Raw genomic sequence first — 22,080 nt, forward strand, 5'->3', positions numbered from 1 at the left:
TAAAGCTAGACTTTTTAATAACCGATCAGTTTGTAAACGTGGTTGATGATGCGCAAGATGTGGCTATTCGTGTAGGGCAATTAAATGATTCAGGATTACTTTCGCGTAAAATAGTCAATAACAGTCGTATATTATGCGCCGCACCCAGCTATATAAAAAAGCATTCAATGCCAACAACCATTACTGAGTTAGAAAAACATTTTTGGGTCTGCCTGCCATGGCAACGCCAGTTAAAGCTTTATGATGACCAACAAAAAGTTCACACATTTAATGCACAAACACGTTTTACTATTTCAAATTCCGACAACATGACACAAGCTGCCATTGCGGGTCATGGCATTGCTATAAAATCAAGACTTGCCATAAATGACGAACTTAAAAATGGCGCATTAGTAGAAGTGATGCCAAACGCATTGTCACAAAGCGATGCCCCTGTATGGTTTTTACGGCCACAAAATAGTTTAACAACCCGAAAAACAGAGGTGTTTTTTGATTTTATGAAATCGTTATTCGCATGCACCGTCTAATCGGTGGTATGTGCGCTTAATTACAGTCATCAACAAAAAGCCTGTAAGTTCTGCAATAAATGCAATGATTATTGCAAAGATAATTGCTGCTGTAATAGAGTCTGTTTTTAAAATTATTTGCCCTTCAAAACGTTGCCATACTTGCTGTTTTATAGTGTGTAGCTCGCTGGTAAGTGTAAACAGATAAGGCGAGCTTGAAAACGCATCAACAGCCTTTGCCAACGTTTGCTGACGCTGGCTGAGAGTTTGAATATGATTGGCACCTTTACCGACAATTTCATCGCCTAAATTTTCATAGTGTTTTATTAATTTGGTTAGGTCGTTGTTAAAGTATTTTTTGGCGTCTTTTTGAAAAGGTGCAATCGCATTATTTGCCTCAACTAATTGAGCGTTTAATGCTTGGCCAAAATCACTAACAAAAGCAGGTATTTGCACGCCTAAAAGCAGCCCGCAAGCAAAAAAACTCAGTCGGATGTAGTCTAAAATTTTACCCATTAATACCCCTAATAAAAAAATATGACATTTATACAACTAAAAATTTACATTTAACTAGTTTTTTATATTCAAAACTCGTAATCTTACGGTAACAATAATAACAACAGGTGTTTACTAAACATGACCAAAAAGAATAAATTTGCGTCAACATTTGTTGATATTTCAAGCCAACTTAAACGCTTTGTTTCTCGAATTGTACAGCCCGATGACGTAGACGACATTGTGCAAGAAACATTTATAAAAAGCTACGAGGCTGATTTAAAACAAGATATTCAATATACCCGTAGTTACATGTTAAAAACCGCTAAACATTTAGCATTAAACCATGTTGCTAAGTGGGACAACAAATTTAATGATTCGCTTGATGATGACAGCGAATTACCTGTGCTGCTAAAGTCAATGCAGCTTGAAGACGAATACACGTCCAAAGAGCGTTTTTTACTTTTTTGTAGAGCAACAGAGCAATTAAGTCCATCAACCCGTAAATGTTTTATACTAAAAAAAGTATATGGCATGAGCCAAAAAGAGATCGCAAGCGAGATGCAGCTTAGTCAGAGTACTGTTGAAAAACACATTGCTAAAGGGTTATTAAAAACCATGCTTTACATGCGCGAACACGATCAAAGCCAAGTGGCAAAAACTAATCACGACAATTCTCTTCATCCGTTAACAGTAAAGAGGGTTGCAAAATGAGCAATGTTCATCAATTTACATCAAAAGATTTAATATTAGAAACAGCTTGTAACTGGATCAGCGCCATTGACCGCGGCTTATCAAAAGATGAAAAAGAGCAGTTTACACTGTGGATGATGCAAAGCAACGCTCACCAAGATGCACTTTACGAACTAGCTCACCTATGGGATGAAATATCTGTTTTAAACGAGCTCAGTAATTTATTCCCTCATCGTAATAGTAAGCAACCCAAAAAAAGATGGCTGGTTTCAACGTCTATTGCAGCCAGTTTATTTGCAGCACTTATGGTGTGTAGTTATCTATTAATCAACTTAGAAAATGGTTACAGCCAACAGTTAGCAAAAGTTAACTACACTAAAATTTATAAAACTAAAGTTGGCGAGCAAGCAACTTACGCATTACCCGACGGCACCATTGTGCAATTAAATACAAATAGTTTATTAGAAGTCGCTTATAGTAAAGGCCGCAGACAACTATTGCTCAATAGAGGGGAAGGTCGATTTAACGTTGCTAAAGATGCATCTCGCCCATTTAGTGTAATGGCTGGCAATAAAAGTTTTACAGCATTGGGTACTGTATTTAATGTTCAGCGCAATACATCTTCCGACTTAGAGCTGGTGGTAACCGAAGGCAAAGTAATGATCACCGATCNGAGTGTAGCAGTGGATGCCAGCGACTTTAAAGCCTATCAGTTAGCTGATAAAAATGCAGAAAAAATACGCCAAATAAATGCCAATATAGTTACCTCTGGCGAAAAGGCTGTTATAGAACAAAGCATCACTAAGCCAATCACTCAGCTTTCTATTGATGATGTTGAACGTGATTTAGCATGGCAAAATGGCATGCTTGTTTTTAATGGTGAACCGCTCAGCGACGCTTTAAATGAAGTGAGCCGTTATACCTCTACACGCTTTAAATTATCGTCAGAAGAACTTGCGTCGATAAAAGTAGCCGGTGTGTTTAAAGCAGGCGACGTGCCTGGTCTGTTAGAAAGTTTACACACTAACTTTTCTATTAGCCATGAACGCCAAGGTAAACACACAGTAACGCTTACGCAAAATACAAAATCATAAGAAGCAGCTATGCAAATCAGACATATGTTAGATAAAGTTGCATCTTTAAATCCTGCACGTAAAAAAAAGATTAAAAAAAAGAAACAAAACCATAGAGGATTTTTGTTTGCCAGCTGTTTATATACAGTGCGCAGTAACCAATTGCATTTATTGAGTGGTTTATGTGTGCTTGCACCCGCTATGTTTAGCCTAAGTGTGCAAGCCGCAAGTCAAACTACCGGGCAAATGGTGCAATTTGATATAAAAGCGCAGCGAGCAGACAAAGCCTTAATTGAATTTGCTAAACAAACCAAGCAAACCGTGGTGTTTTCATACGAGTTAGCTAAAGAATATGAAGCAAATTCAGTCTATGGATTTTATACCCAACTAGATGCGCTGGAGGCATTATTGGTAGGGACTGAGCTCGATGCGGTTGTTGATCAAAATGGATTACTGAGTATAAAACTCAAACAAATCAACAGGAATGATAACAACATGATGAAGCTTTCAGCAGTCAGTGCAGCGGTATTACCGGCATTAATGGCGGTAAATTCTCAAGGTGTAAATGCGGCAGAAGACGTTGCCCAAGAAAAAATCGAAAAAATTGCAATTGTTGGTAGCCGTGTAGCAGGGCGTTCGGTTGAAGATTTACCCGTTCCAGTCGATATTTTAAGTGCTGAAGCACTTGAAAATACAGGCCAGACTGAAGTGGGCCGTATGCTACAAGCAATTGCGCCTTCATTTAACTTTTCAAGTTCATCTATCAGCGACGGTACCGATGCATTAAGACCTGCAACATTACGTGGTTTAGGTCCCGATCAAACATTGGTATTGATCAACGGTAAACGTCGTCATCAAGCTAGTATTATCCATATTAATACATCGGTTGGTCGTGGTACTGCGGGTACCGATATGAATGCTATTCCGGCTTCTGCAATCAAGCGTATTGAAGTTCTTCGTGACGGTGCAGCTGCTCAATATGGGTCTGATGCAATTGCAGGTGTTATCAACATTGTATTAAAAGATGGCAGTGAAGGTGGTAAAGCTGCAATTAACTACGGTGAATACTCTGAAGGTGACGGCGAAACAGTTAACGTTGACTTCAACAAAGGGTTTGCACTGGGTGACAATGGCTACTTAAATACAACTATTAATTATCGTGACCGTGCGCCAACTAATCGTGCAGGTTTGCATGGTTCGTGTCAGTTTTACGGCTGTGAAGAACTCAGCGATGGCACATTGCTGGCAGGTGACCCACGTGAATTAACAGCTGATCGTAACACATTTAGAATTGGTGACGCTGATTCACAACAGTTTGGCTTAACGGTAAATACGGGCTATGAACTAGGCGATGGCGAATTATATGGATTTATCACGTACTCAACACGCGATAACGAATCTGCCGCGTTTTTCCGTCACAATGCTAATGCGGGTGGCAACCCGGTATTACAAGATGGCGACGCAACAATCCCACTTGGCTTTTTACCAAAAATAAATACCACCATTGATGATATTTCTTATAACTTTGGTTACAAAACAGAGTTTGATAACGATTCAAGCCTTGATTTATCGTACACGTACGGTGAAAACAGTATCGACTACACAACAAGCGATACAATTAACGCTTCATACGCTAACTTTTTACGTTACGAACAGGGTCTAAGTGCGGCTGACATTCGTTCGACCATCCCGCGTGAAGCGTATGCTTATGGCATGGAATTGTCTCTGCAAACAATTAATTTAGATTTTACTCAAAACTTTGACGATTACTCGCTAGCAATGGGCGCAGAAATGCGTACCGACGAGTACCGTATTTTAGCTGGTAATGAGTATGCTTATCGTGATTACGATACAAATAACGGCGTAAGCATTTACAGTGGATTAAGTGGCGGTGTTGGCAGCGAAAACGCGTCTGGCGGCACGCAAGGTTTTGGTGGTTCGTCACCTGCATCATCAGTAGATGAATCTCGAGATGTGATTTCGTTTTATTTAGACGCTGAAGCATATGTTATTGAAGACGTAATTTTATCGGGCGCACTTCGTTACGATAACTACAAAGGATTTGGTGACACGGTTAACTTTAAGTTAGCGGGTAACTGGGCAATTACAGACGATATTTCATTACGTGGTGCGTTAAGCTCAGGCTTTAGAGCGCCGTCTATGCAACAACTTTACTTTAACAACATCAGTACACAGTTTGTTGTAGGGCCAAATGGCACATTAGTAGCCGAAGAAGTGGGAACGTTCAGAAACGACTCTACACTGGCACAAAGTTTAGGTATTCCAAAACTTAAAGAAGAAAAATCTCAAAACCGTAGCTTAGGTATTGTATATAACGTAACAGACAGCATTAACGTAACGGTAGACTACTACTCAATCGATATTGACGACCGAATTGTTATCAGTAACCGTTTAGGTAAAGGACTTTCTACTAGTTTAGACGCAGCGCTTGTTAGCTCTGGTGCCGGTGCAGGCCAGTTTTTCTTAAACGGTGCAGACACAGAAACAAGCGGTATAGATTTTGTTGCAACCTACAATACCGAAGGGTTTGGCGGCTCACTTGATTTTACCCTTGCTGCTAACTTTACAGAAACTGAAGTTGTTTCGTTATTTACACCATCAGGTTCTGGTCTTGAAACTGTGCCAGTTGAAAGCGTGTTTTCAGATCAAGAAATTTCGATTATTGAAGAATGGCAACCAGAAGATCGTATTAACCTAAGTGCGCTTTACCAAAACGAAGATTGGACCGTTAATCTGTCGCTTAATCGCTTTGGTGAATACACAGTTGAAGACGGTGGTCGTCAAACTTACGGTGCCGAAATATTAACAGACGTAAAAGTTAATTACTTCATTAACGAAAACCTATCTGTGAATGTAGGCGCTAATAATTTGTTTGATGTATACCCAGACAAAAATGAAATTGGCAACTCTCGTACAGGCACAATTGTAGATGCTAACGGCAATACCGTTGTAAGTAGTAACGGTGTGTTTGAATACTCTCGTCGTTCAGCACCTTTTGGCTTTAACGGCGCGTACTACTATGTAGGCGCAGAGTACCGTTTTTAATAAATAACTCTCCCTTTCGTTATTTAACTCAAAGGGCCGCAAGGCCCTTTTTTTGGGTTTATATTTAAGGCTAATTAGCTAACAGGTTTTAGTCAGAAACCAAGCTAATAGCGTAGTTGTCGTACTCTTTAATGCTGTTCATCACAGTCATCAGTGTGTTGTGCTTGCTGTTTTCATCTGCTTTTATAAGCACAGAGCTTATTTTATATTTAGCTGCAAACATGGCTAAGTTGTTCGACACTTGCTCCAAGTCAATTAACCTCCCTGAAAAGTAAACGCCGTTATTTGCATCAATACTGAAAACCGCATTTTTACTTTGTTTTTCTATACTTGGTTTGTCTGATGGGCGATTTAATTCAATGGCGACGGGTTTAACAAATGAGGTAGTAACAATAAAAAATATGAGCAGTATGAACACAATATCAAGCATTGGGGTCATGTCTACGTCGGCGTTATTTTGCAGTTTAGCTGTTTTATTTTTCATATTGGACCTTACTATTTTAATTAAAGCTGCGGCGCCACAGCGAGGTTTTTAGGATCCTATTAACAAAACTAGCACAGCTGAAAAATAATACAGTTAAATAAATATTCTAATAACATTAAATATTTGTATAAACTATGTTCTGACATGTTACTCAAACAGGTTAAATGATTTTAAAGCAATAAAAAACCCAGCCTATCGCTGGGTTTGTATGGGGAATAATTTACTGAATAGCTAAAATACAATTCAGGTTATTTAGCTTTTTTGCATACGGCTCATTTCAGCATGACAGCTTTGCATTGTAAGAAGTGTTGCAGCAAGCGCGGCTTCACAATCTGCAGGTTGTGGCTTATCCATCGCTTCTTTAATTTCTGCTAGTGTTTTGTCTTCAACTTCTTCAAGCTCGTTTACATAGGTGCTGTCGTTGTTTGAGCCAAATGTAGTAAGAAGTGCGGTGTATGCTCTGCGCGCTTCTACAGCAAATGAAGAGCCTTCCTCTCGCTCACCTTGCTCGTTAATAGCATAGGGTTGCAGGCGTTCAACGCTGACTCTGCGTGCGTCAATCATGCGCTGGAATAATGCTCCAATGGCAGGGTCTTTAATATTTTCTTGTGCTTTTTGGTAAAAATCGATACCGCTGTTCATTACTTGAATGATGTCTGAAATATGATTAGCGTCTGTTCCTTGAAGGGTGTTCATAATGACCTCTTTAATGTTATGAATGAAACTTATCATAACTAAAGCAAGGGCCATTCCATTTTAAAAAGGTAATTTAAGTTGCTGATATTTATATGTATATTTTTCTTATTAAAAATGGCTAGGCGAAAATACAATATTACGCCTAGCAAATCTTACAAATAACCGTGTAATAAGTTTATTTTAGCTCATCAGCCACTTCAGCGACTTTTTGACGAAGCCAAATATGGCTTGCATCCCTGTGTAGCAGTGGGCTCCAGATCATATCTAACTCAAAAGGAGGAATAGGAAATGGTGGCTCTAAAATTTTAAGGCCGGCATCGTCTAAATAAATATTTGCGGCTTTTGATGGCAAAGTGGCCACTAAATTTTGCTCTTTTGCCAAGTGAATGGCTACATGGTAATTACGTGTAAATGTGGCGATATTTCGGTGTTTCCCAAAGTGAGCAAGTGCTTCATCAACCCAACCTAGCTTTTGCACATCTTTAGGGTCCATTCCAACGCCCACACCAAACCCCGTTTTACTCACCCATATATGGCGCGCTTTAAGATAGCTATCAAGGCTGAAATTTTCAATAATTGGGTTGTCTGCTTTTACAAGGCAGCAAAAGCTGTCTTTCCATATGCGTTTGTGGTGAAACGATTGTGGCAGATTTTCAAAGCGGTTGATTGCCATATCTACTTTGCCATTTTCAACATCATGAAAGGTCACGTCACTTGGCGTAAGTATATCTAAAGTTGTATCTGGGGCTTCTTCGTGCAGTTTGCTCAGTAGTTTTGGTGCAAGTGTGCTTGCTGCATAGTCACTGGCCATTATCCTAAATACACGTTTACTTTGGCTGGCTTCAAACTCTCTATTTGGTGCGAGTGTTTCTTCAAGTGTCATAAGTATGCCACGAATAACTGGCTGTAACTCTATGGCACGCTCTGTTGGTACCATACCATCGCTAGTACGAACTAAAATAGGGTCATTAAAAAGGTTTCGAAGGCGCTTTAGGCCGTTACTCATGGCAGGTTGAGTAATGCTAAGTTGATTTGCTGCGCGTGTAACGTTGCACTCTCGAAGTAGCGTATCGAGGTATACAAGTAAATTTAAATCTATTTTGCTTATATTCATGTGTGTGTCCTTGCGTTTACCAGTGATGGATAAAACGCTGTGCTGTCGGGTACGGGTAAATATGATTTATTAGGCCATTTTTTATATTTTGTTGGGCCTGCTTCCAAAAGTTAACATCAATCAGTTCAGGGTGTGTGCTTATTAAAAACTGTTTGTATGTTGGATTGGGTGTTACAAATGTGCAAAGTTGCTCCGGAAAAACGTCTTGCGGGGCAACAGAGTAAGTTTGTTCATCCATTAAGTAATCATCGTAACTTTTCGCTTTAGGTAAAGCTCTAAAGTTCATGTCTGTTAAATATTGTACTTCGTCGTAATCATAAAAAATAATGCGCTTATGTTTACTTACGCCAAAGTTTTTCAATAGCATATCACCAGGAAAAATATTAACCGCTATCATTTCTTTTAAGGCTTGGCCGTATTCCTCTATTGCATCTGCAGCGCTTTCGTCGTCAGCATTTTCTAAAAATAAGTTCAGTGGCGTCATACGGCGCTCAATATACAAATGTTTTATGATCAGCCAGTCACCTTCAATGACCATCGACGAGCCAATTGTTTTGTGCAGTTGCTCAAGTAAATTACTATCAAAGCGCGCCAAAGGAAATACGACGTTTGAATATTCTATTGTATCGGCCATTCTGCCAACCCGGTCATGGCTTTTTACGAGTTGATACCTTTTCAAAACTGTATCGCGGCCAAATGGTTTACTCTCACCAAATTTGTCTTTAATGACTTTAAATACATAACCAAAAGAAGGCAGGGTAAACACCATCATCACCATACCTGGAGTACCTGGTGCAATGGTAAATTCGTCATTCGAATGTGCTAAATGATTTAAAAATTCACGATAAAACTCGGTTTTTCCCTGCTTATGAAAGCCTATGGCGTTATAGAGTTCTGCCATAGTTTTATTGGGCATAAGTTCATTTAAAAAGCGTACCAGCGCAGAAGGTGCATGGGTTTCAACCATAAAGTAAGCGCGGGCAAAACCAAAAATAACACGCATCTGTGATGACTTAGTGAGTAGGGCATCTAAATATAAGCCTTTACCTTCGTGATGAAGAACAGCAATTATAAACGGCTGAACACCACTTTCAGATACAACCCGTCCCACTATGTAAGCTGCTTTATTGCGATAAAACGCGGTATGTAAAATATCAAAGCGCATTTTCCAGGGTTGATGATGAGTGTCGGGGGCTTGCTTATAAAATGCTTTTACTAGCAGACGAATATCGCGTTCTAAATCAACAAAAGGTGCTTTAAAGTCAAAGTGGTTAATAATGCGTTTAATTGTGGGTTTAAGACCATCAACAACCGGAAAGTAACTTCGGTATTCTGACTCAACAGGAACCGATGGCGCATCTTTTAGGGTTGCTTGTACAAATATAAAATCGTTATGAAAATAGCGTCTGTGGTAAAGCCTGCAAAACACCGAATTATAAAATGTTTCAGCAAGTTCAGCCTGAGGGTGAAAGCATAAGAATTCTTGGTATAGCTTTTTAACTTCAAGCCAAAGGGTTTCGTCAAGTTCGTACGAGGGGTGGTCTTGCTTTAAGGTATGTATTGTTTCGTTAACACGCTCATCGTAATAACTAATACGTAAACGGCTAATATCATTAATTGCTTGCCAGTCTTGTTTGGCAAAGGCAAGGGGCGCTTGAGCGGTTATTTTTTGAAAAAGCTGATAGTGCTTTTTAAAGCCAGTTAAAATTAATTCAGCAATACTATGTGGCTGCATTAGCACTCCTTAATTGACACTAGAGTTTATACTCTATTTTGTTAAGGGTATGTTATTTTAAGTTTAAAACCAAGCTAAATTAATTAGGGCTAAATTAATCGATAAACTAAAAGTGTAAATTGTAAGTTAAGTAATATGTTTGCTAATTACTTTTTTTGTAACGTGCGATTTTTTTCTCAAGTTTTTTAATTCGTTTGGTGACTGTAGATACTTCTTTTTTATATTCTTTATTTATTAGCTTCAGTTTTTTGGTAATGTCTTTTGCAATTCGCTTTTTATCGTCGTCAGCCAGAATATGATTTAGGCGTTCCTTTTGCTTGTATTCATTACGTTGTTTGTTTCTGTCGAGAATAGCAAGCTTATGGTTGTTACTGCGTAGCTCTGCCTCTAAGCCTTTTAAAAGCTGTTCTCGTTCAAGTGCATTTAATTGTTTTGAATAATCAACATCAGGCCCTGACTCTGTGACATTAGCGGTAGTCACTTTATAAGCTGTCGCTTGGTTATCGCAAGGGAACTGAGAAAAGGTTGTGCCTTTTTCGGTCACGCATTTGTAGTAGGTAGTTGCGTTGCTGTGTGTACTCAATAAAAGAGTACCAAGCACAATAAAAAGGTAAGTAGGTTTAATCATAATAGCCATCCATGAACGTATTTTTTTGCTAAGCAATTAACGTGTTATAAAACTATAACCTAGCTTGGCATTATCGCAAGCTAGGTTAACATCATGACTATTCAGAGAAGGTTTTTAGCTTTTTAATACTTTGTACTAAAAATGGGATATCTAAGCGTTGTTCAATAGAAAACCCCTCAGCGGCAGAAATATTTTTAAAGTTACCATCTGAGTCTATTAAAGTGATTCGATCTTTTTTATATGCAATTACAACACCTTGGCTGTAGTTAACACCCATGTCATCTTTTTTCGTGTATAAGTTTACACCGAGCATTGTTTGCTTAGCAATGGCGCTACAATTTAAGTATTTGCCAACGCTTGTTGTAATTAAATCGCTAGGTTGGATAAGCCCATTTACTTCAGCAATGTTTTTATCAGAAGTATATAAGGTAGATGTAGTGATTACTTCAGCGTTCTCGCTTGCTAAACTAAAGGCAAAAACATGCGAGTTGTTTCGTGGCGCTTGCTCAGCAGCACCATTAATAACTCTAATGGCATTATTTGTATGAGCTTGATCATTAATAAAGCTAAGGCTATCAATACCCATAACTTCAATACTACGGCGCTGGCTTTGCCATGCAGGCAGTATTTGTTCTTGTAAAATAGCGGCTTTGTAAAATGAAGGTAAACCATACACTAAACCAAACAGCGTATCGTCATGGTTAGTAGGCTGTAAAAACAGTTCTGTTTTACGAAGCTCTTTGTGGTTATTTGCAAACTCAACTAGTTGTGCATCAGTTTCAAATACAAATATGTCTACATTAGCCTGAGTAAAGTCATCACACTTTACCAGTGGAGCCGGTGGCTGATAATTAATATTTTGGTTATTAATTTTTACGCTATGAGCTTGGTTATAAGTTTCTATATCTAGTAAATCGTTTTTAGCCAATAAGCTTTTAGCAGTTGTTGGGTATGAAAGCGGCAACACATTGTCTTGCTTGGTAATATCAAATTTTAAGTTAGCGTCTGCCCAAATATGAATGCTGTGGCTAAAAGCAAAACAGACCACTAAAAACGAAATTGCATAGCGTGCAAATTTAAACTGTTTTAAGCGTGCCAAATGGTGCCAAGTATAATTGCTTACCACTAATTGAAAACCTAAAATCAATAGTACAATACCGCCCGCAAGAAACGTAGTAAGCGCTGGAGAAGTGGTTAAGCGGTTCCAAAGTAAGGAAATAATTTCAGGCAGGGCTGAAGGGTTTAAATGATAACCCAAGTTAACATATACATAGGCGTCTAACGTTAATAAAGACGCGCCACAGGTTGCAATAACAGCGGCCATGCCACGAATATGGCGTGGGTAAGGAAACACTAAACTTAAAGGAAATACCGTCAGCACAAACGCCAAAAAGGCAATAAAGCTAGTATGGCTAAGCCATGTTACTAGCATGTATGTAATGCCCATGAAGCTTGTTGGTGGCGAGTCAGCAAATAAATAGCTTAAGCTAATTAGTAGCGCTAAACCTATGTTGGCAAAGGTAAACCAATGCCCCCAACTTAGCAACTGACTTGCTTTTGATGAAAACTGATTGTGCTGCGATAAATTCATGCGTTTATTTAACCGACTGTGAAAGTGCTTTTGCAAAGTTCTCAGTTACAGCTTGTCTTTTCCCTGTTGGTACATGCTCTTTTAGGATATGCGTGATAGAATTTCCTAAACACATAAGACTTAAATCAACCGGTGCTTTGTGTTGAGTTAGCACATCAATAAGCTGGTCGACGATTTGTTCTACTTCTTCATTAGAGTATTTTGATAAGATTGGCATCAGTTGGTTCAATAAAATAGTTATATTCCCGTATTTTAACACTTGAGGCGTGAAAAACAAAGATGACAACAGACGTTAAAAAATTAGTCGTTCATTATGTAGACAAAAAAGATGACGATACGCAAATTCACCTTCGCAACGACGAAATGATCATTAATGATAAAGTCGCTGTTTTTATCGAACAATTACACCATGCATTCACGGGCAAGCCAGGTAAAGGTTACTGTGCCTTTAGTGGCGAGAAAAACAGTATTGTTGCGTCATCAATGCAAAGTTACCGCAATAACGAGCTGGGCTTTTGGCATTTAACTGAGCAAGCATCTACCGTATTAAAAGAAGAGCTAGATAAATACGCATTTAACGAAACAGGCTACTTGGTATTTTGTCATTATCAGTACGTGGCTACGGACTACATGTTAATTGCTATGATTAATATTAAAGAGCATTACTCAATGACCTCTGAGCTTGATTTAGCAGCATCGCGTCATCTTGATATTTCTCGTATGCAATTAGCAGCACGTATAGATTTAACGGCTTGGGATACACAACCTGAGGATAATCGTTATATTTCGTTTATTAAAGGCAGAGCTGGGCGAAAAGTTGCTGATTTTTTCTTAGACTTTTTAGGCTGTGAAGAAGGTGTTGATCCTAAACAACAAAGCCAAGTTATGCTAAATGCAGTAGAAGATTACCTATCTGAGCAGCAGTTTGATAAATCAGAAAAAGACGATTTGCGTAAGCAGGTTTTTGATTACTGTAACGATTGTGTAACGACCGGTGAAGAAGCAAGCGTAACCGAACTATCAGCGGCTATTTCAAAAGGTGATGACAGCCCGTTTGACAGCTTTTGCAAGGACCAAAGTTACGATTTAGAAGAAACGTTCCCAGTCGATAAAAAAACCGTAACCAGTATGGTTAAATTTTCAGGTTTAGGCGGCGGTGTGAGTGTAAGCTTTGAGCGCAAGCATTTAGGTGAGCGTGTAACCTACAACGAAGCAACAGATACGTTAGTGATTAAAGGTATTCCACCAAACCTTAAAGATCAACTGCAACGCTTTATGGAAAGTGAAGGCGAATAAGCCAAGCATTCCCACAATAAAGAGATTTAAAGCGTGATATTTATATCGCGCTTTTTTTTGCCTGTTACGCCAATAGTTAATTTAACGCTAGCTGCTAATTTTTCGCATCTTTTATTAAATTAAAGATTCAAATTGCACAAAGAGAAGAGAAAGAGGAGCAAATGAGCAGACAAGTAAAATTCAGCCTTTTTTCATTTTTCTTAAGCGCAGTTTCTTATAAATATAATATTACCACCGAGAACACCGAGGCGCTGCGCGCTTCACAGAGAAGACAATAGCCCTTAAATCACTAGTCCTTTACTTCTCCGTGGTGACAAAATCACTTAGCAATGTACGGAGTAAAGTTTGAGTTGGCTTTGTAGACGTAGAGCTTGCTCACGTTAGAAGCGAAGCTTCTTATTATTTATAAATATGACCACCGAGAACACCGAGGCGCTTCGCGCTACACAGATAAGACAATAGCCCTTAAATCACTTCTTCTTGTTTTCCCCTTCACTTCTCGGTGGTGACAATATCACTTTTTTTAAACAATTTTGCGTGAGCAAGTTTAACGCCTGTAGGTAATTCGCATTAGTGTTGTAGACGTTGAGCTTGCTCACGATAGAAGCGCAGCTTCTCGTTATTGTATTCTGTAGACTTAGGGAAAGCTTCACTAAAAACAAAAAAGCCCCGCTATTTTAAATAGCGGGGCTTTTAAATTAAGTGCTGTTTACTAATCAGCGCTTAATGTTTTTGTCATTGCAGAACTTGCACGACCAGCAGGTTTAATTGAGCCTGCGCGTAAACCACTATCAGGGATAAGTTCACGTTTATCGTGAGCCATAGCCGCTGGTACATGTTTTACTTCACTGTCTGCTGCTGGAGCAGGTTGTGCCATTGGTGCACTTGCGTGTCCTTTAGTGATCACTGTTTTAGAATTTAAAGTTGCTTCAGTCGCTTTTTCAACCACTGGTGCTTCTTTGGCTTCTACAGGTGTTTCAGCAGCTGTAACAGGCACAGCCTCAGCTTCTAAAGACGGCTTTTCAACTTTAACTGGCTCTTCAGCTTTAACTGGTTCTTCAGTTTGCACTGGCTCTTCAGCTTGCACTGGTTCTTCAGCTTGCACTGGTTCTTCAGCTTTAACTGGTTCTTCAGCTTGCACTGGCTCTTCAGCTTTAACTGGTTCTTCAGTTTGCACTGGCTCTTCAGCTTTAACTGGTTCTTCAGTTTTAACTGGTTCTTCAGCTTTTACTTGCTCTTGAGCAACTTCAACTTTAGCTAAATCTTCAACAGCAACTGCTTGTTCAACCTGTTCAGAAGCGTCAACAGCCGTTTCTTCAGATTTTGCCTTAAGTTCTGCTTCGTACTCTGCAGCAGCTTGGTCAGCAACCGGTACAAAAGCAGGGGCTTCATCAGATTTAGCTTCAGCACTTTCACCTTCAGGGCGGCGACGACGCTGACCTGATGCACGAAGATGGCGAGGAGAACGACGCGAACGTGTACGCGTTTGCTCTTCTTCAGTTGCTACAGTTTCATCTTTCGACTCAACAGTCTCTACTTTTTCTTCTTTTACAGGTGCTGGCTTTTCAGCGGCTACTGGCTTTTCTTGAGCTTCAGGCTTTGCTTGAACTTGCGGCTTTTCTTCTACTGCAGCTGTTTCAACAGAAGTTTGTTCAGTTGCTTGTAGTTGCTCAGCATTTTCGTCCTGAATACGTACTTTCTTACGAACGTTACGACGTTGACGACGAACCTTAGGCTTGTGCTCTTTAGGTGCTTCTGCAGCATTCGTGTCAGTATTTGCTTTTGCAGGCGCATCTGCCGCTTTAGTTTGATCTTTATCTGCTTTGTGCTCAGGGCGCTTACGAGAGTTAGAATTACGACGACGCTTGTTGCGGTTTTCGTTTTTCTCTTGGTTCTCGTTTGCTACCGGTGAATTAGTTTTTGTTTCTACTTCATCAGTATTGCGTTCTGTGCGCTGTTTAGAGCGAGGGTTATTACGACGACGTTGATTGTTATTACGACGGCGGTTATCGTTTCCACGACGTTTATTATTACGTGCTTCTTCTTGCTGCTTTTCAACGGCTTCTTTTTTCTGCTCAGGTGTTTCGCTAGCAAAAATAGATTTAAACCAGTTAGCAAGTGCAGTAAATAAACCCGCTTCTTCTTTAGCGGCTACCGCTGCAGGCTTAGCCGCTGGAGCCGGCGCTGCTTGTGGAGCGGGGCTTGAAGGCATAACAACACCTTTTAGCATAGGCTCTTCACGAACAGGTGCTGCAGGCGATTTTGACATTTCAAACGCTTCTGGTTCAGGCGCAACAACTTGCTCGTAACTTACTGTTTCAAGTGTTTCGTCTTTACGTAAGCGCATTACTTCGTAGTGTGGTGTTTCCATGTGTTGATTAGGAATAATCACTACGTCACACTTGTGATGCTTTTCAATACGGTGAACACTACGACGTTGTTCGTTTAACAAGTAGGCGGCAACAGCAACAGGTACTTGTGCATTTACTTGAGAAGTGTTGTCTTTAATCGCTTCTTCTTCAATTAAACGAAGGATAGACAGAGCAATAGACTCGTTAGAACGAACCGTACCTTGGCCACTACAACGAGGACACACACCTTGGCTTGCTTCACCTAATGAAGGGCGTAGGCGCTGACGCGACATTTCAAGTAAACCAAAGCGAGAAATTTTACCAATTTGTACACGAGCACGATCTGGGCGCGCAGCGTCTTTTAAGCGGTTTTCTACTTCACGCTGGTGACGTGGCGGTGTCATATCGATGAAATCTATAACAATCAAACCACCTAAGTCGCGTAAACGTAATTGGCGTGCAATTTCGTCAGCTGCTTCAAGGTTAGTATTAAGTGCTGTTTCTTCAATATCGCCGCCTTTTGTAGCTTTAGACGAGTTGATATCGATAGACGTAAGTGCTTCAGTAGGATCAATAACAATTGAGCCGCCTGATGGTAAACGCACTTCACGTTGGAACGCAGACTCAATTTGGCTTTCAATTTGGTAATGCGTAAATAACGGTGTGTCGCCTTGGTAAAGTTTAACGCGGCTCATAAAGTCAGGACGAAAACGCTCAATGTGCGCTTTAGCTTCTTCAAAAACACGTGGCTTATCAATTAAAATTTCGCCAATATCACGACGTAAGTAATCACGAATCGCACGGAAAATTACGTTGCTTTCTTGGTGAATTAAAAACGGCGCTTTAGCACTGTCGGCAGCTTGTCTAATAGCTTCCCAGTGAACTAATAACGCTTTTAAATCGTAATTTAATTCTTCAAACGATTTACCAACACCCGCAGTACGCACAATTAAGCCCATACCTTTAGGTAGTTCTAAACGGCTGAGTGCTTCTTTAAGTTCGGTACGCTCATCACCTTCAATACGGCGAGAAATACCGCCAGCACGAGGGTTGTTAGGCATAAGTACCAAGTAACTACCAGCAACACTAATAAAAGTTGTTAACGCTGCGCCTTTTTGGCCACGTTCTTCTTTATCAACCTGAATTATTACTTCTTGGCCTTCTTTGATCACGTCACGAATATTCGGACGACCATTAAAGGTGTAACCAGCAGGGAAGTAAGTGCGGGCAATTTCTTTTAAAGGAAGGAAACCATGACGATCAGCACCGTAATCAACAAATGCTGCTTCTAAAGATGGTTCAATGCGTGTGATTTTGCCTTTATAAATATTGGCTTTTTTCTGTTCGTGACCTGGGCTTTCTATATCTAAATCATATAGGCGCTGGCCATCAACCAGTGCTACGCGCATTTCTTCTTGCTGCGTTGCATTGATTAGCATACGTTTCATATTGTTACTCTATTAAATTATGTCGCTGACATGACGATGTTTTCTCGCCTGTTCAGTTGTTCCTATTTTTAGAATGTGCAGCCTCACGACTGGGTCTTTAACGGAACGGCTCTGTATTTTCGTAAGCAGTATTTTTTAAATGCTGGCAAACAATAGCGTACTAAACGCTATTAAATTCTTAATGGTGTTAAAACTGTCGGCTTTTCAGCTACGTCTACAAGTTTTACCCAGAAGTCGGCCTGTCATATCAATCTTATTAAATGTCATTCATATTAGGCGCGTAGGGCTCATTAAGTGGGTGAGCAATACAGTGTGATGTATCGCTAAACCCTGGTTTAAGAGCAAAATTCGCTGCCGATGTTAATGAATACTTATTTATTAGATTTTTTTAGTTCTAAATAAGCTGCTTTACGGTACTACAATAATTGAGCAGTTGCTGAACGGCGCTTTTTACGCCGTCACTATCAGACAAATTATCTGTTCATTGCTTTTTCAATCGCATTAAAAACCACTTCATGTTCAAACTTAACCTGCAATATATTACGCGCATTGCTGTTAGTTGACCGCACGTGTTTACTAGGTATGTATAAAAGCTTTGGAAAACTTAACTCGGATCTGTATGATCGGCTACCCAGAATGTGCATCACGAATGTTTTAATGTGTTAAGTTAAAAAGCACCGTTGTTATTTGCAAATACTAAATATTTGCGCTGCTGATTATCCCACTATTATAACTGTGTTAGCAACTAAATTATTTTACTTAAATCAGTGATTAGGCAATGTCAGAAAAAACCGGCTTACAAGTATCTTTTGTCACAATCAACGAAGACCATTTAGGTCAGCGAATTGATAACTTTCTTATTACCCATTTAAAAGGGGTGCCTAAAAGCGCAATCTACAAAATTCTTCGTAAAGGCGAGGTGCGTGTAAATAAAAAACGTATTAAGCCAGTATATAAATTACAGTTAGACGACGTTATTCGTATCCCACCTATAAAAGTGGCAGAGCGCGAAGAGTTTGTGCCTTCAAAACTAGATAAAGTAACGCGCCTTGAAGACGATATTTTATTTGAAGACAAATACCTCATTGTTATAAATAAACCATCAGGCATGGCTGTTCATGGCGGCAGTGGTTTAAGTTATGGCTTAATAGAAGCGCTGCGCGTACTTCGCCCAGAAGAGCGTAACCTTGAGCTAGTACACAGGCTTGACCGCGATACATCGGGGTGTCTACTAATTTCAAAACGCCGCTCAGTTTTAACATCGTTACACGAGCAACTTCGTGAAAAAACCATGGAAAAAAACTATTGGGCGTTAGTTGACGGCCAGTGGGATGGTAAAACTAAAAACGTAACCGAAGGCCTGCGCAAAAACACGCTTAAATCGGGCGAGCGCGTTGTACGTGTAGATAATGTTGAAGGCAAACCGTCGCATACTCGTTTTAAAGTACTAGAGCGTTTTAACGAATGTTCACTTGTACAAGCGTCGCCAGTGACAGGGCGAACACACCAAATTCGTGTACACACCCAATGCAAAGGGCATCCAATTGCATGCGACGACAAATACGGTGACCAAGCGTTTGACGCAGGAATGCGCAAAGTAGGTTTAAATCGCTTATTTTTACACGCGCACGATTTAAGTTTTTATCACCCTAAAAACGAAACCACTATGCGTGTAGAAGCACCCCTTGATAAAGCCCTAAGCAATTGCCTATTAAAGTTACGCGCAGCTAAAGAGTCTTAATGTATGGCTAATAATCAATACAAATTAGTTATTTTTGATTGGGACGGCACTATCATAGACTCAATTGGCAAAATAGTTAACTGTATTAAATGCAGTGCACAATCTTTAAATATTGCACCGCCAAGCGACACCGCAATAAAAAATATTATTGGGCTGTCGCTTGAAAAGGCAATGGCGGTGTTATTCCCCAGTCACCCAACAAAGCAAACCGCACTAATTAATGCATACAAGGCACATTATAAAGTTGACCCAACACCTACACCTGTATTTGATGATGTAGCAAACGTACTCAATGCCCTTAAACAAAACGGGGCAGTACTTGCTATTGCAACAGGTAAAGGAAGAGACGGCTTAGAACGCTTATTAGATCAAAGCCAGCTGAGGCATTTTTTTAGTGCAACCCGCACAAGTGACGACGCACAGTCTAAACCCTCACCCGATATGCTTTATCAATTATTAGCGGAGCTTGGCGTAACTGCCAACGAAGCTGTAATGATAGGTGATACACAAATTGATATGGCAATGGGTAGGGCAGCAAATATGGACCGAATAGGCGTTACTATGGGTGTACACAATGCACAGCAATTAAGTGAGTATGACCCAATTGCAACAGTCGATAGCTACCAACAGTTGCAACAGGTTTTAATAGGCTAACACTTAAAGCAAGCGTTATTTGGTTTGAAGGCTCAACACATCAACATTAAACTCAGCTAATAATTGGCTGAGTTTAATGAGTGGCAATCCAATTAAACTATTGGGATCGTCACCGCTTAGTTTTTCAAATAAACAAATGCCGAGTCCTTCACTTTTAAAGCTACCAGCACAATTATAAGGCTGTTCTGCATCGCAGTAAGCGCTAATTTGTGCTGTAGTGAGTGTTTTAAAAGTCACATTAAATGGTTCAACAAGGCTTTTACTTTGCCCACTTTGAATATCAAAAACACATAATCCGGTTAAAAAAGTAACTGTTTGCCCACTAAACAGGCTCAATTGTTTTACGGCGTTTTCTTTAGTGTGCGGTTTACCTAAAATTTGGTCATTAAACACAGCTACTTGATCAGAGCCAATAACTAAACCTTCGTTAAAATGTTTAATAGATTCAGCAGCTTTAAGTTCACTTAAACGCTCAACTAACTCATTGGGTGTTTCGTTTTCAAGTGCTGATTCGTCAACATCGGGTGAAAAGGCTTTAAACGGTAAATTAAATTTTTGTAATAAAGACTGCCTAAAAGGCGAGCTTGAGGCTAAAATAAGCGAGTGCTTCATGAATGGTTTTCCTAAGATAAATCAGATTGAGTTAGGATAAATCAGATCCGTGAGTAAAACACGTGAAAAACCTAGTAAAAATGGTTTTTTACTTTGACTAACAAACTAACTATCTATATGATGCAGCCCCTATGCAAAAGGTAAAAATTCCCTTCACTCTTCATCCTGGGAAAGCAGCGCAACACCGTTTATCATACGATGGTATTGTACCGCTTGAAAAACTGACTCGTTTACGAGGTGTTGTACAGGAAGAAGTAGGTGAAATAGCGGTAAAAATTCAGTGCAAAAACGATGAGCAAGGTTTAGTTGTGATTAGCGGCAATTTGTCCACACACGTTACTGTAACTTGTCAACGTTGTAATGATGATTTAGGGTTGGATTTGGATCAAGACTTTATGTATTCGCCTGTTGGTTTGGATGCTGAGTCGGATGATCTTCCAGAAGACTACGATGAAGTAGCGCTTGATGAAAACGGTGAAATTAACGTGTTTGAGTTAATCGAAGACGAATTAATTTTAGCGGTGCCATTAGTGCCTACACACAACGAAGCTTCGTGCAATTACTCGTCAAAGCCTGCCAGCTTTGGTGTATTAAAAGCGGAAGATGATAAACCAAATCCATTTGATATTTTGAAACAACTTAAGAAAGATTCTTAGGAGAAGACTAATGGCTGTACAAAAAAGCAAAAAGTCTCGTGCAAGACGCGGCATGCGCCGTTCACACGATGCGATCAACGGTCCAACTTTAACAGTTGACCAAACTTCAGGTGAGACTCATCGTCGTCACCATGTAACTGCTGACGGTTACTACAAAGGCGTTCAAGTAATTTCTAACTAAGAGATTGCTTTGATGCTGAATAATCTAACCATAGCGTTAGATATGATGGGGGGCGATTACGGCCCCCGTTCATCTATTCCTGCTGCTGTTAGTGCAGTAAACGCTCACGCCAACCTTACACTTATTCTGTGTGGTAACGAGCAAGTTATATCTAAAGAACTCGAATCCCTCGATTCTTTATCTCACCCAAGACTCATAATTCGTCATTGTAGTGAAATAGTCACTAATGCCTGCGAACCTGCTGTTGCCGTGCGTTCAAAAAAAGATTCTTCAATGCGTGTTGCCCTTGATTTAGTTAAATCAGGCGAGGCTCAAGCATGTGTAAGTTCAGGTAATACTGGCGCATTATTTTTTATGGCGCATTACGTATTAAAAATGTTGCCCGGTGTAAAACGTCCCGCACTTATTTCATCTGTACCTACAGAGCGTAAAAATCCAGTTTATTTGCTCGACCTAGGCGCCAACGTACATTGCGATAGCGAAATACTCTACCAATTTGGTTTAATGGGCTCAGTGGTTGCTGGCCAAGCGCTTGGCTGTGATAACCCTCGGGTAAGTTTGTTAAACATTGGTGCCGAAGACATAAAAGGCCACGACGACATAAAACACGCTGCACAATTAATGCAGCAAAGTCCGCATATAAATTATATTGGCTATAGTGAAGGCAGCGATATTTTTACAGGCAAGGCCGACGTTATTGTATGTGAAGGGTTTGTTGGCAACGTTGCCCTTAAAACCTGTGAAGGCATTGCCAAACTTATCATGAATAAGTTCTCAAAAGCCCTCGAAAAACACCTTTTATATAAATGTATGGCGTTTATGCTTAGCCCAATCATAAAAAAACTCTATAAAAGGGTGAACCCCGACCAGTATAACGGTGCTTCTCTGGTAGGATTGCGCGGTATTGTCGTTAAAAGCCATGGAAATGCCTCAGCTAAAGCATTTCAAGCAGCAATCGATGAAGCGGTAAAAGAAGTTGAACGCCAACTTCCTACTAAAATAGCCGCTATTTTCGAAAAAACACATTCTAAAGACACGGTGGCCAATCAGTAAATTGATG

At 39.9% G+C, this 22,080-nt stretch carries 20 protein-coding genes and 1 pseudogene; 11 read left to right on the forward strand and 10 right to left on the reverse strand.

Going from position 1 to position 22,080, the window contains the following annotated elements; translation table 11 throughout:
* Positions 1-527, forward strand: a 527-nt coding sequence (locus tag ATS71_RS19305; RefSeq protein WP_235591532.1) for a substrate binding domain-containing protein, incomplete at its 5' end; no start/stop codon positions are given.
* Here the strand turns inward: ATS71_RS19305 and ATS71_RS18075 are convergent.
* Complete coding sequence (locus ATS71_RS18075; RefSeq protein WP_058406039.1) at positions 507-1,022, reverse strand: DUF2937 family protein; 516 nt, start codon at positions 1,020-1,022, stop codon at positions 507-509. The genes ATS71_RS19305 and ATS71_RS18075 overlap by 21 nt on opposite strands.
* A 120-nt stretch (positions 1,023-1,142) precedes the next feature.
* On the opposite strand from ATS71_RS18075, the gene ATS71_RS18080 reads away from it, so the two are divergent.
* From ATS71_RS18080 to ATS71_RS18090, 4 genes and pseudogenes are all read left to right on the forward strand, one after another.
* The gene (locus ATS71_RS18080; RefSeq protein ID WP_058406040.1) at positions 1,143-1,715 is read left to right on the forward strand and encodes an RNA polymerase sigma factor; all 573 of its coding nucleotides are present in this window, start codon (positions 1,143-1,145) and stop codon (positions 1,713-1,715) included.
* Positions 1,712-2,366, forward strand: a 655-nt coding sequence (locus ATS71_RS19310; RefSeq protein WP_235591533.1) for a FecR family protein, incomplete at its 3' end; no start/stop codon positions are given. The genes ATS71_RS18080 and ATS71_RS19310, both read left to right, overlap by 4 nt.
* Before the next feature lies 1 nt (position 2,367).
* A pseudogene (locus ATS71_RS19315) lies at positions 2,368-2,788 on the forward strand (FecR family protein); the annotation flags it as partial.
* 9 nt (positions 2,789-2,797) lie between these two features.
* Positions 2,798-5,833 (forward strand): TonB-dependent receptor plug domain-containing protein, encoded by a 3,036-nt coding sequence (locus ATS71_RS18090; RefSeq protein ID WP_058406042.1) that lies wholly within the window; start codon positions 2,798-2,800, stop codon positions 5,831-5,833.
* Positions 5,834-5,921: 88 nt separating this feature from the next.
* Here ATS71_RS18090 and ATS71_RS18095 read toward each other — a convergent pair whose 3' ends face one another.
* The 7 genes from ATS71_RS18095 to ATS71_RS18125 all read right to left on the reverse strand — a co-directional run bounded on the left by ATS71_RS18095 (position 5,922) and on the right by ATS71_RS18125 (position 12,298).
* Positions 5,922-6,317, reverse strand: a complete 396-nt coding sequence (locus ATS71_RS18095; RefSeq protein WP_058406043.1) for an ExbD/TolR family protein — start codon at positions 6,315-6,317, stop codon at positions 5,922-5,924.
* Between the two features lie 252 nt (positions 6,318-6,569).
* On the reverse strand, positions 6,570-7,013 hold the full coding sequence (locus ATS71_RS18100) for a ferritin-like domain-containing protein (RefSeq protein WP_006794661.1): 444 nt from the start codon (positions 7,011-7,013) through the stop codon (positions 6,570-6,572).
* Positions 7,014-7,188: 175 nt separating this feature from the next.
* On the reverse strand, positions 7,189-8,127 hold the full coding sequence (locus tag ATS71_RS18105; protein ID WP_006794660.1) for a LysR family transcriptional regulator: 939 nt from the start codon (positions 8,125-8,127) through the stop codon (positions 7,189-7,191).
* 16 nt (positions 8,128-8,143) lie between these two features.
* Positions 8,144-9,862 carry a bifunctional isocitrate dehydrogenase kinase/phosphatase gene (aceK, locus tag ATS71_RS18110; protein WP_058406044.1) on the reverse strand — a complete coding sequence of 573 codons (1,719 nt, stop codon included), beginning with the start codon at positions 9,860-9,862 and terminating at the stop codon, positions 8,144-8,146.
* A 142-nt stretch (positions 9,863-10,004) separates the two neighbouring features.
* Positions 10,005-10,490: a DUF4124 domain-containing protein gene (locus ATS71_RS18115; RefSeq protein ID WP_058406084.1), complete on the reverse strand. Its 486-nt coding sequence runs from the start codon at positions 10,488-10,490 to the stop codon at positions 10,005-10,007.
* Between the two features lie 97 nt (positions 10,491-10,587).
* Complete coding sequence (locus tag ATS71_RS18120) at positions 10,588-12,081, reverse strand: DUF3413 domain-containing protein (RefSeq protein WP_058406045.1); 1,494 nt, start codon at positions 12,079-12,081, stop codon at positions 10,588-10,590.
* Between the two features lie 4 nt (positions 12,082-12,085).
* The gene (locus tag ATS71_RS18125; RefSeq protein WP_006794656.1) at positions 12,086-12,298 is read right to left on the reverse strand and encodes a DUF1414 domain-containing protein; all 213 of its coding nucleotides are present in this window, start codon (positions 12,296-12,298) and stop codon (positions 12,086-12,088) included.
* A 62-nt stretch (positions 12,299-12,360) separates the two neighbouring features.
* Here ATS71_RS18125 and yejK point away from each other — a divergent pair, with 62 nt between their 5' ends.
* Complete coding sequence (gene yejK, locus ATS71_RS18130; protein WP_006794655.1) at positions 12,361-13,377, forward strand: nucleoid-associated protein YejK; 1,017 nt, start codon at positions 12,361-12,363, stop codon at positions 13,375-13,377.
* A 712-nt stretch (positions 13,378-14,089) separates the two neighbouring features.
* Here yejK and rne read toward each other — a convergent pair.
* Positions 14,090-17,176: a ribonuclease E gene (gene rne / locus ATS71_RS18135; protein ID WP_058406046.1), complete on the reverse strand. Its 3,087-nt coding sequence runs from the start codon at positions 17,174-17,176 to the stop codon at positions 14,090-14,092.
* A gap of 778 nt (positions 17,177-17,954) precedes the next feature.
* Between rne and rluC the strand changes: the two genes are divergently transcribed.
* Both rluC and ATS71_RS18145 read left to right on the forward strand, forming a co-directional pair.
* Positions 17,955-18,917 (forward strand): 23S rRNA pseudouridine(955/2504/2580) synthase RluC, encoded by a 963-nt coding sequence (rluC, locus tag ATS71_RS18140; protein WP_058406047.1) that lies wholly within the window; start codon positions 17,955-17,957, stop codon positions 18,915-18,917.
* A gap of 3 nt (positions 18,918-18,920) precedes the next feature.
* On the forward strand, positions 18,921-19,571 hold the full coding sequence (locus tag ATS71_RS18145; RefSeq protein WP_058406048.1) for an HAD-IA family hydrolase: 651 nt from the start codon (positions 18,921-18,923) through the stop codon (positions 19,569-19,571).
* A gap of 15 nt (positions 19,572-19,586) precedes the next feature.
* Here ATS71_RS18145 and ATS71_RS18150 read toward each other — a convergent pair whose 3' ends face one another.
* On the reverse strand, positions 19,587-20,183 hold the full coding sequence (locus ATS71_RS18150; protein ID WP_058406049.1) for a Maf family protein: 597 nt from the start codon (positions 20,181-20,183) through the stop codon (positions 19,587-19,589).
* A 131-nt stretch (positions 20,184-20,314) separates the two neighbouring features.
* Between ATS71_RS18150 and yceD the strand changes: the two genes are divergently transcribed.
* Genes yceD through plsX form a run of 3 tightly spaced genes read left to right on the forward strand, consistent with a single transcriptional unit; the run spans position 20,315 to position 22,073 of the window.
* On the forward strand, positions 20,315-20,839 hold the full coding sequence (gene yceD / locus ATS71_RS18155) for a 23S rRNA accumulation protein YceD (RefSeq protein WP_006792308.1): 525 nt from the start codon (positions 20,315-20,317) through the stop codon (positions 20,837-20,839).
* Between the two features lie 10 nt (positions 20,840-20,849).
* Positions 20,850-21,020: a 50S ribosomal protein L32 gene (gene rpmF, locus ATS71_RS18160; RefSeq protein WP_004587686.1), complete on the forward strand. Its 171-nt coding sequence runs from the start codon at positions 20,850-20,852 to the stop codon at positions 21,018-21,020.
* Between the two features lie 12 nt (positions 21,021-21,032).
* Positions 21,033-22,073, forward strand: a complete 1,041-nt coding sequence (plsX, locus tag ATS71_RS18165) for a phosphate acyltransferase PlsX (protein WP_006792307.1) — start codon at positions 21,033-21,035, stop codon at positions 22,071-22,073.
* The last annotated feature ends 7 nt before the right edge of the window (positions 22,074-22,080 follow it).

Source organism: Pseudoalteromonas sp. H71, from assembly GCF_001468485.1.
GTDB lineage: Bacteria > Pseudomonadota > Gammaproteobacteria > Enterobacterales > Alteromonadaceae > Pseudoalteromonas.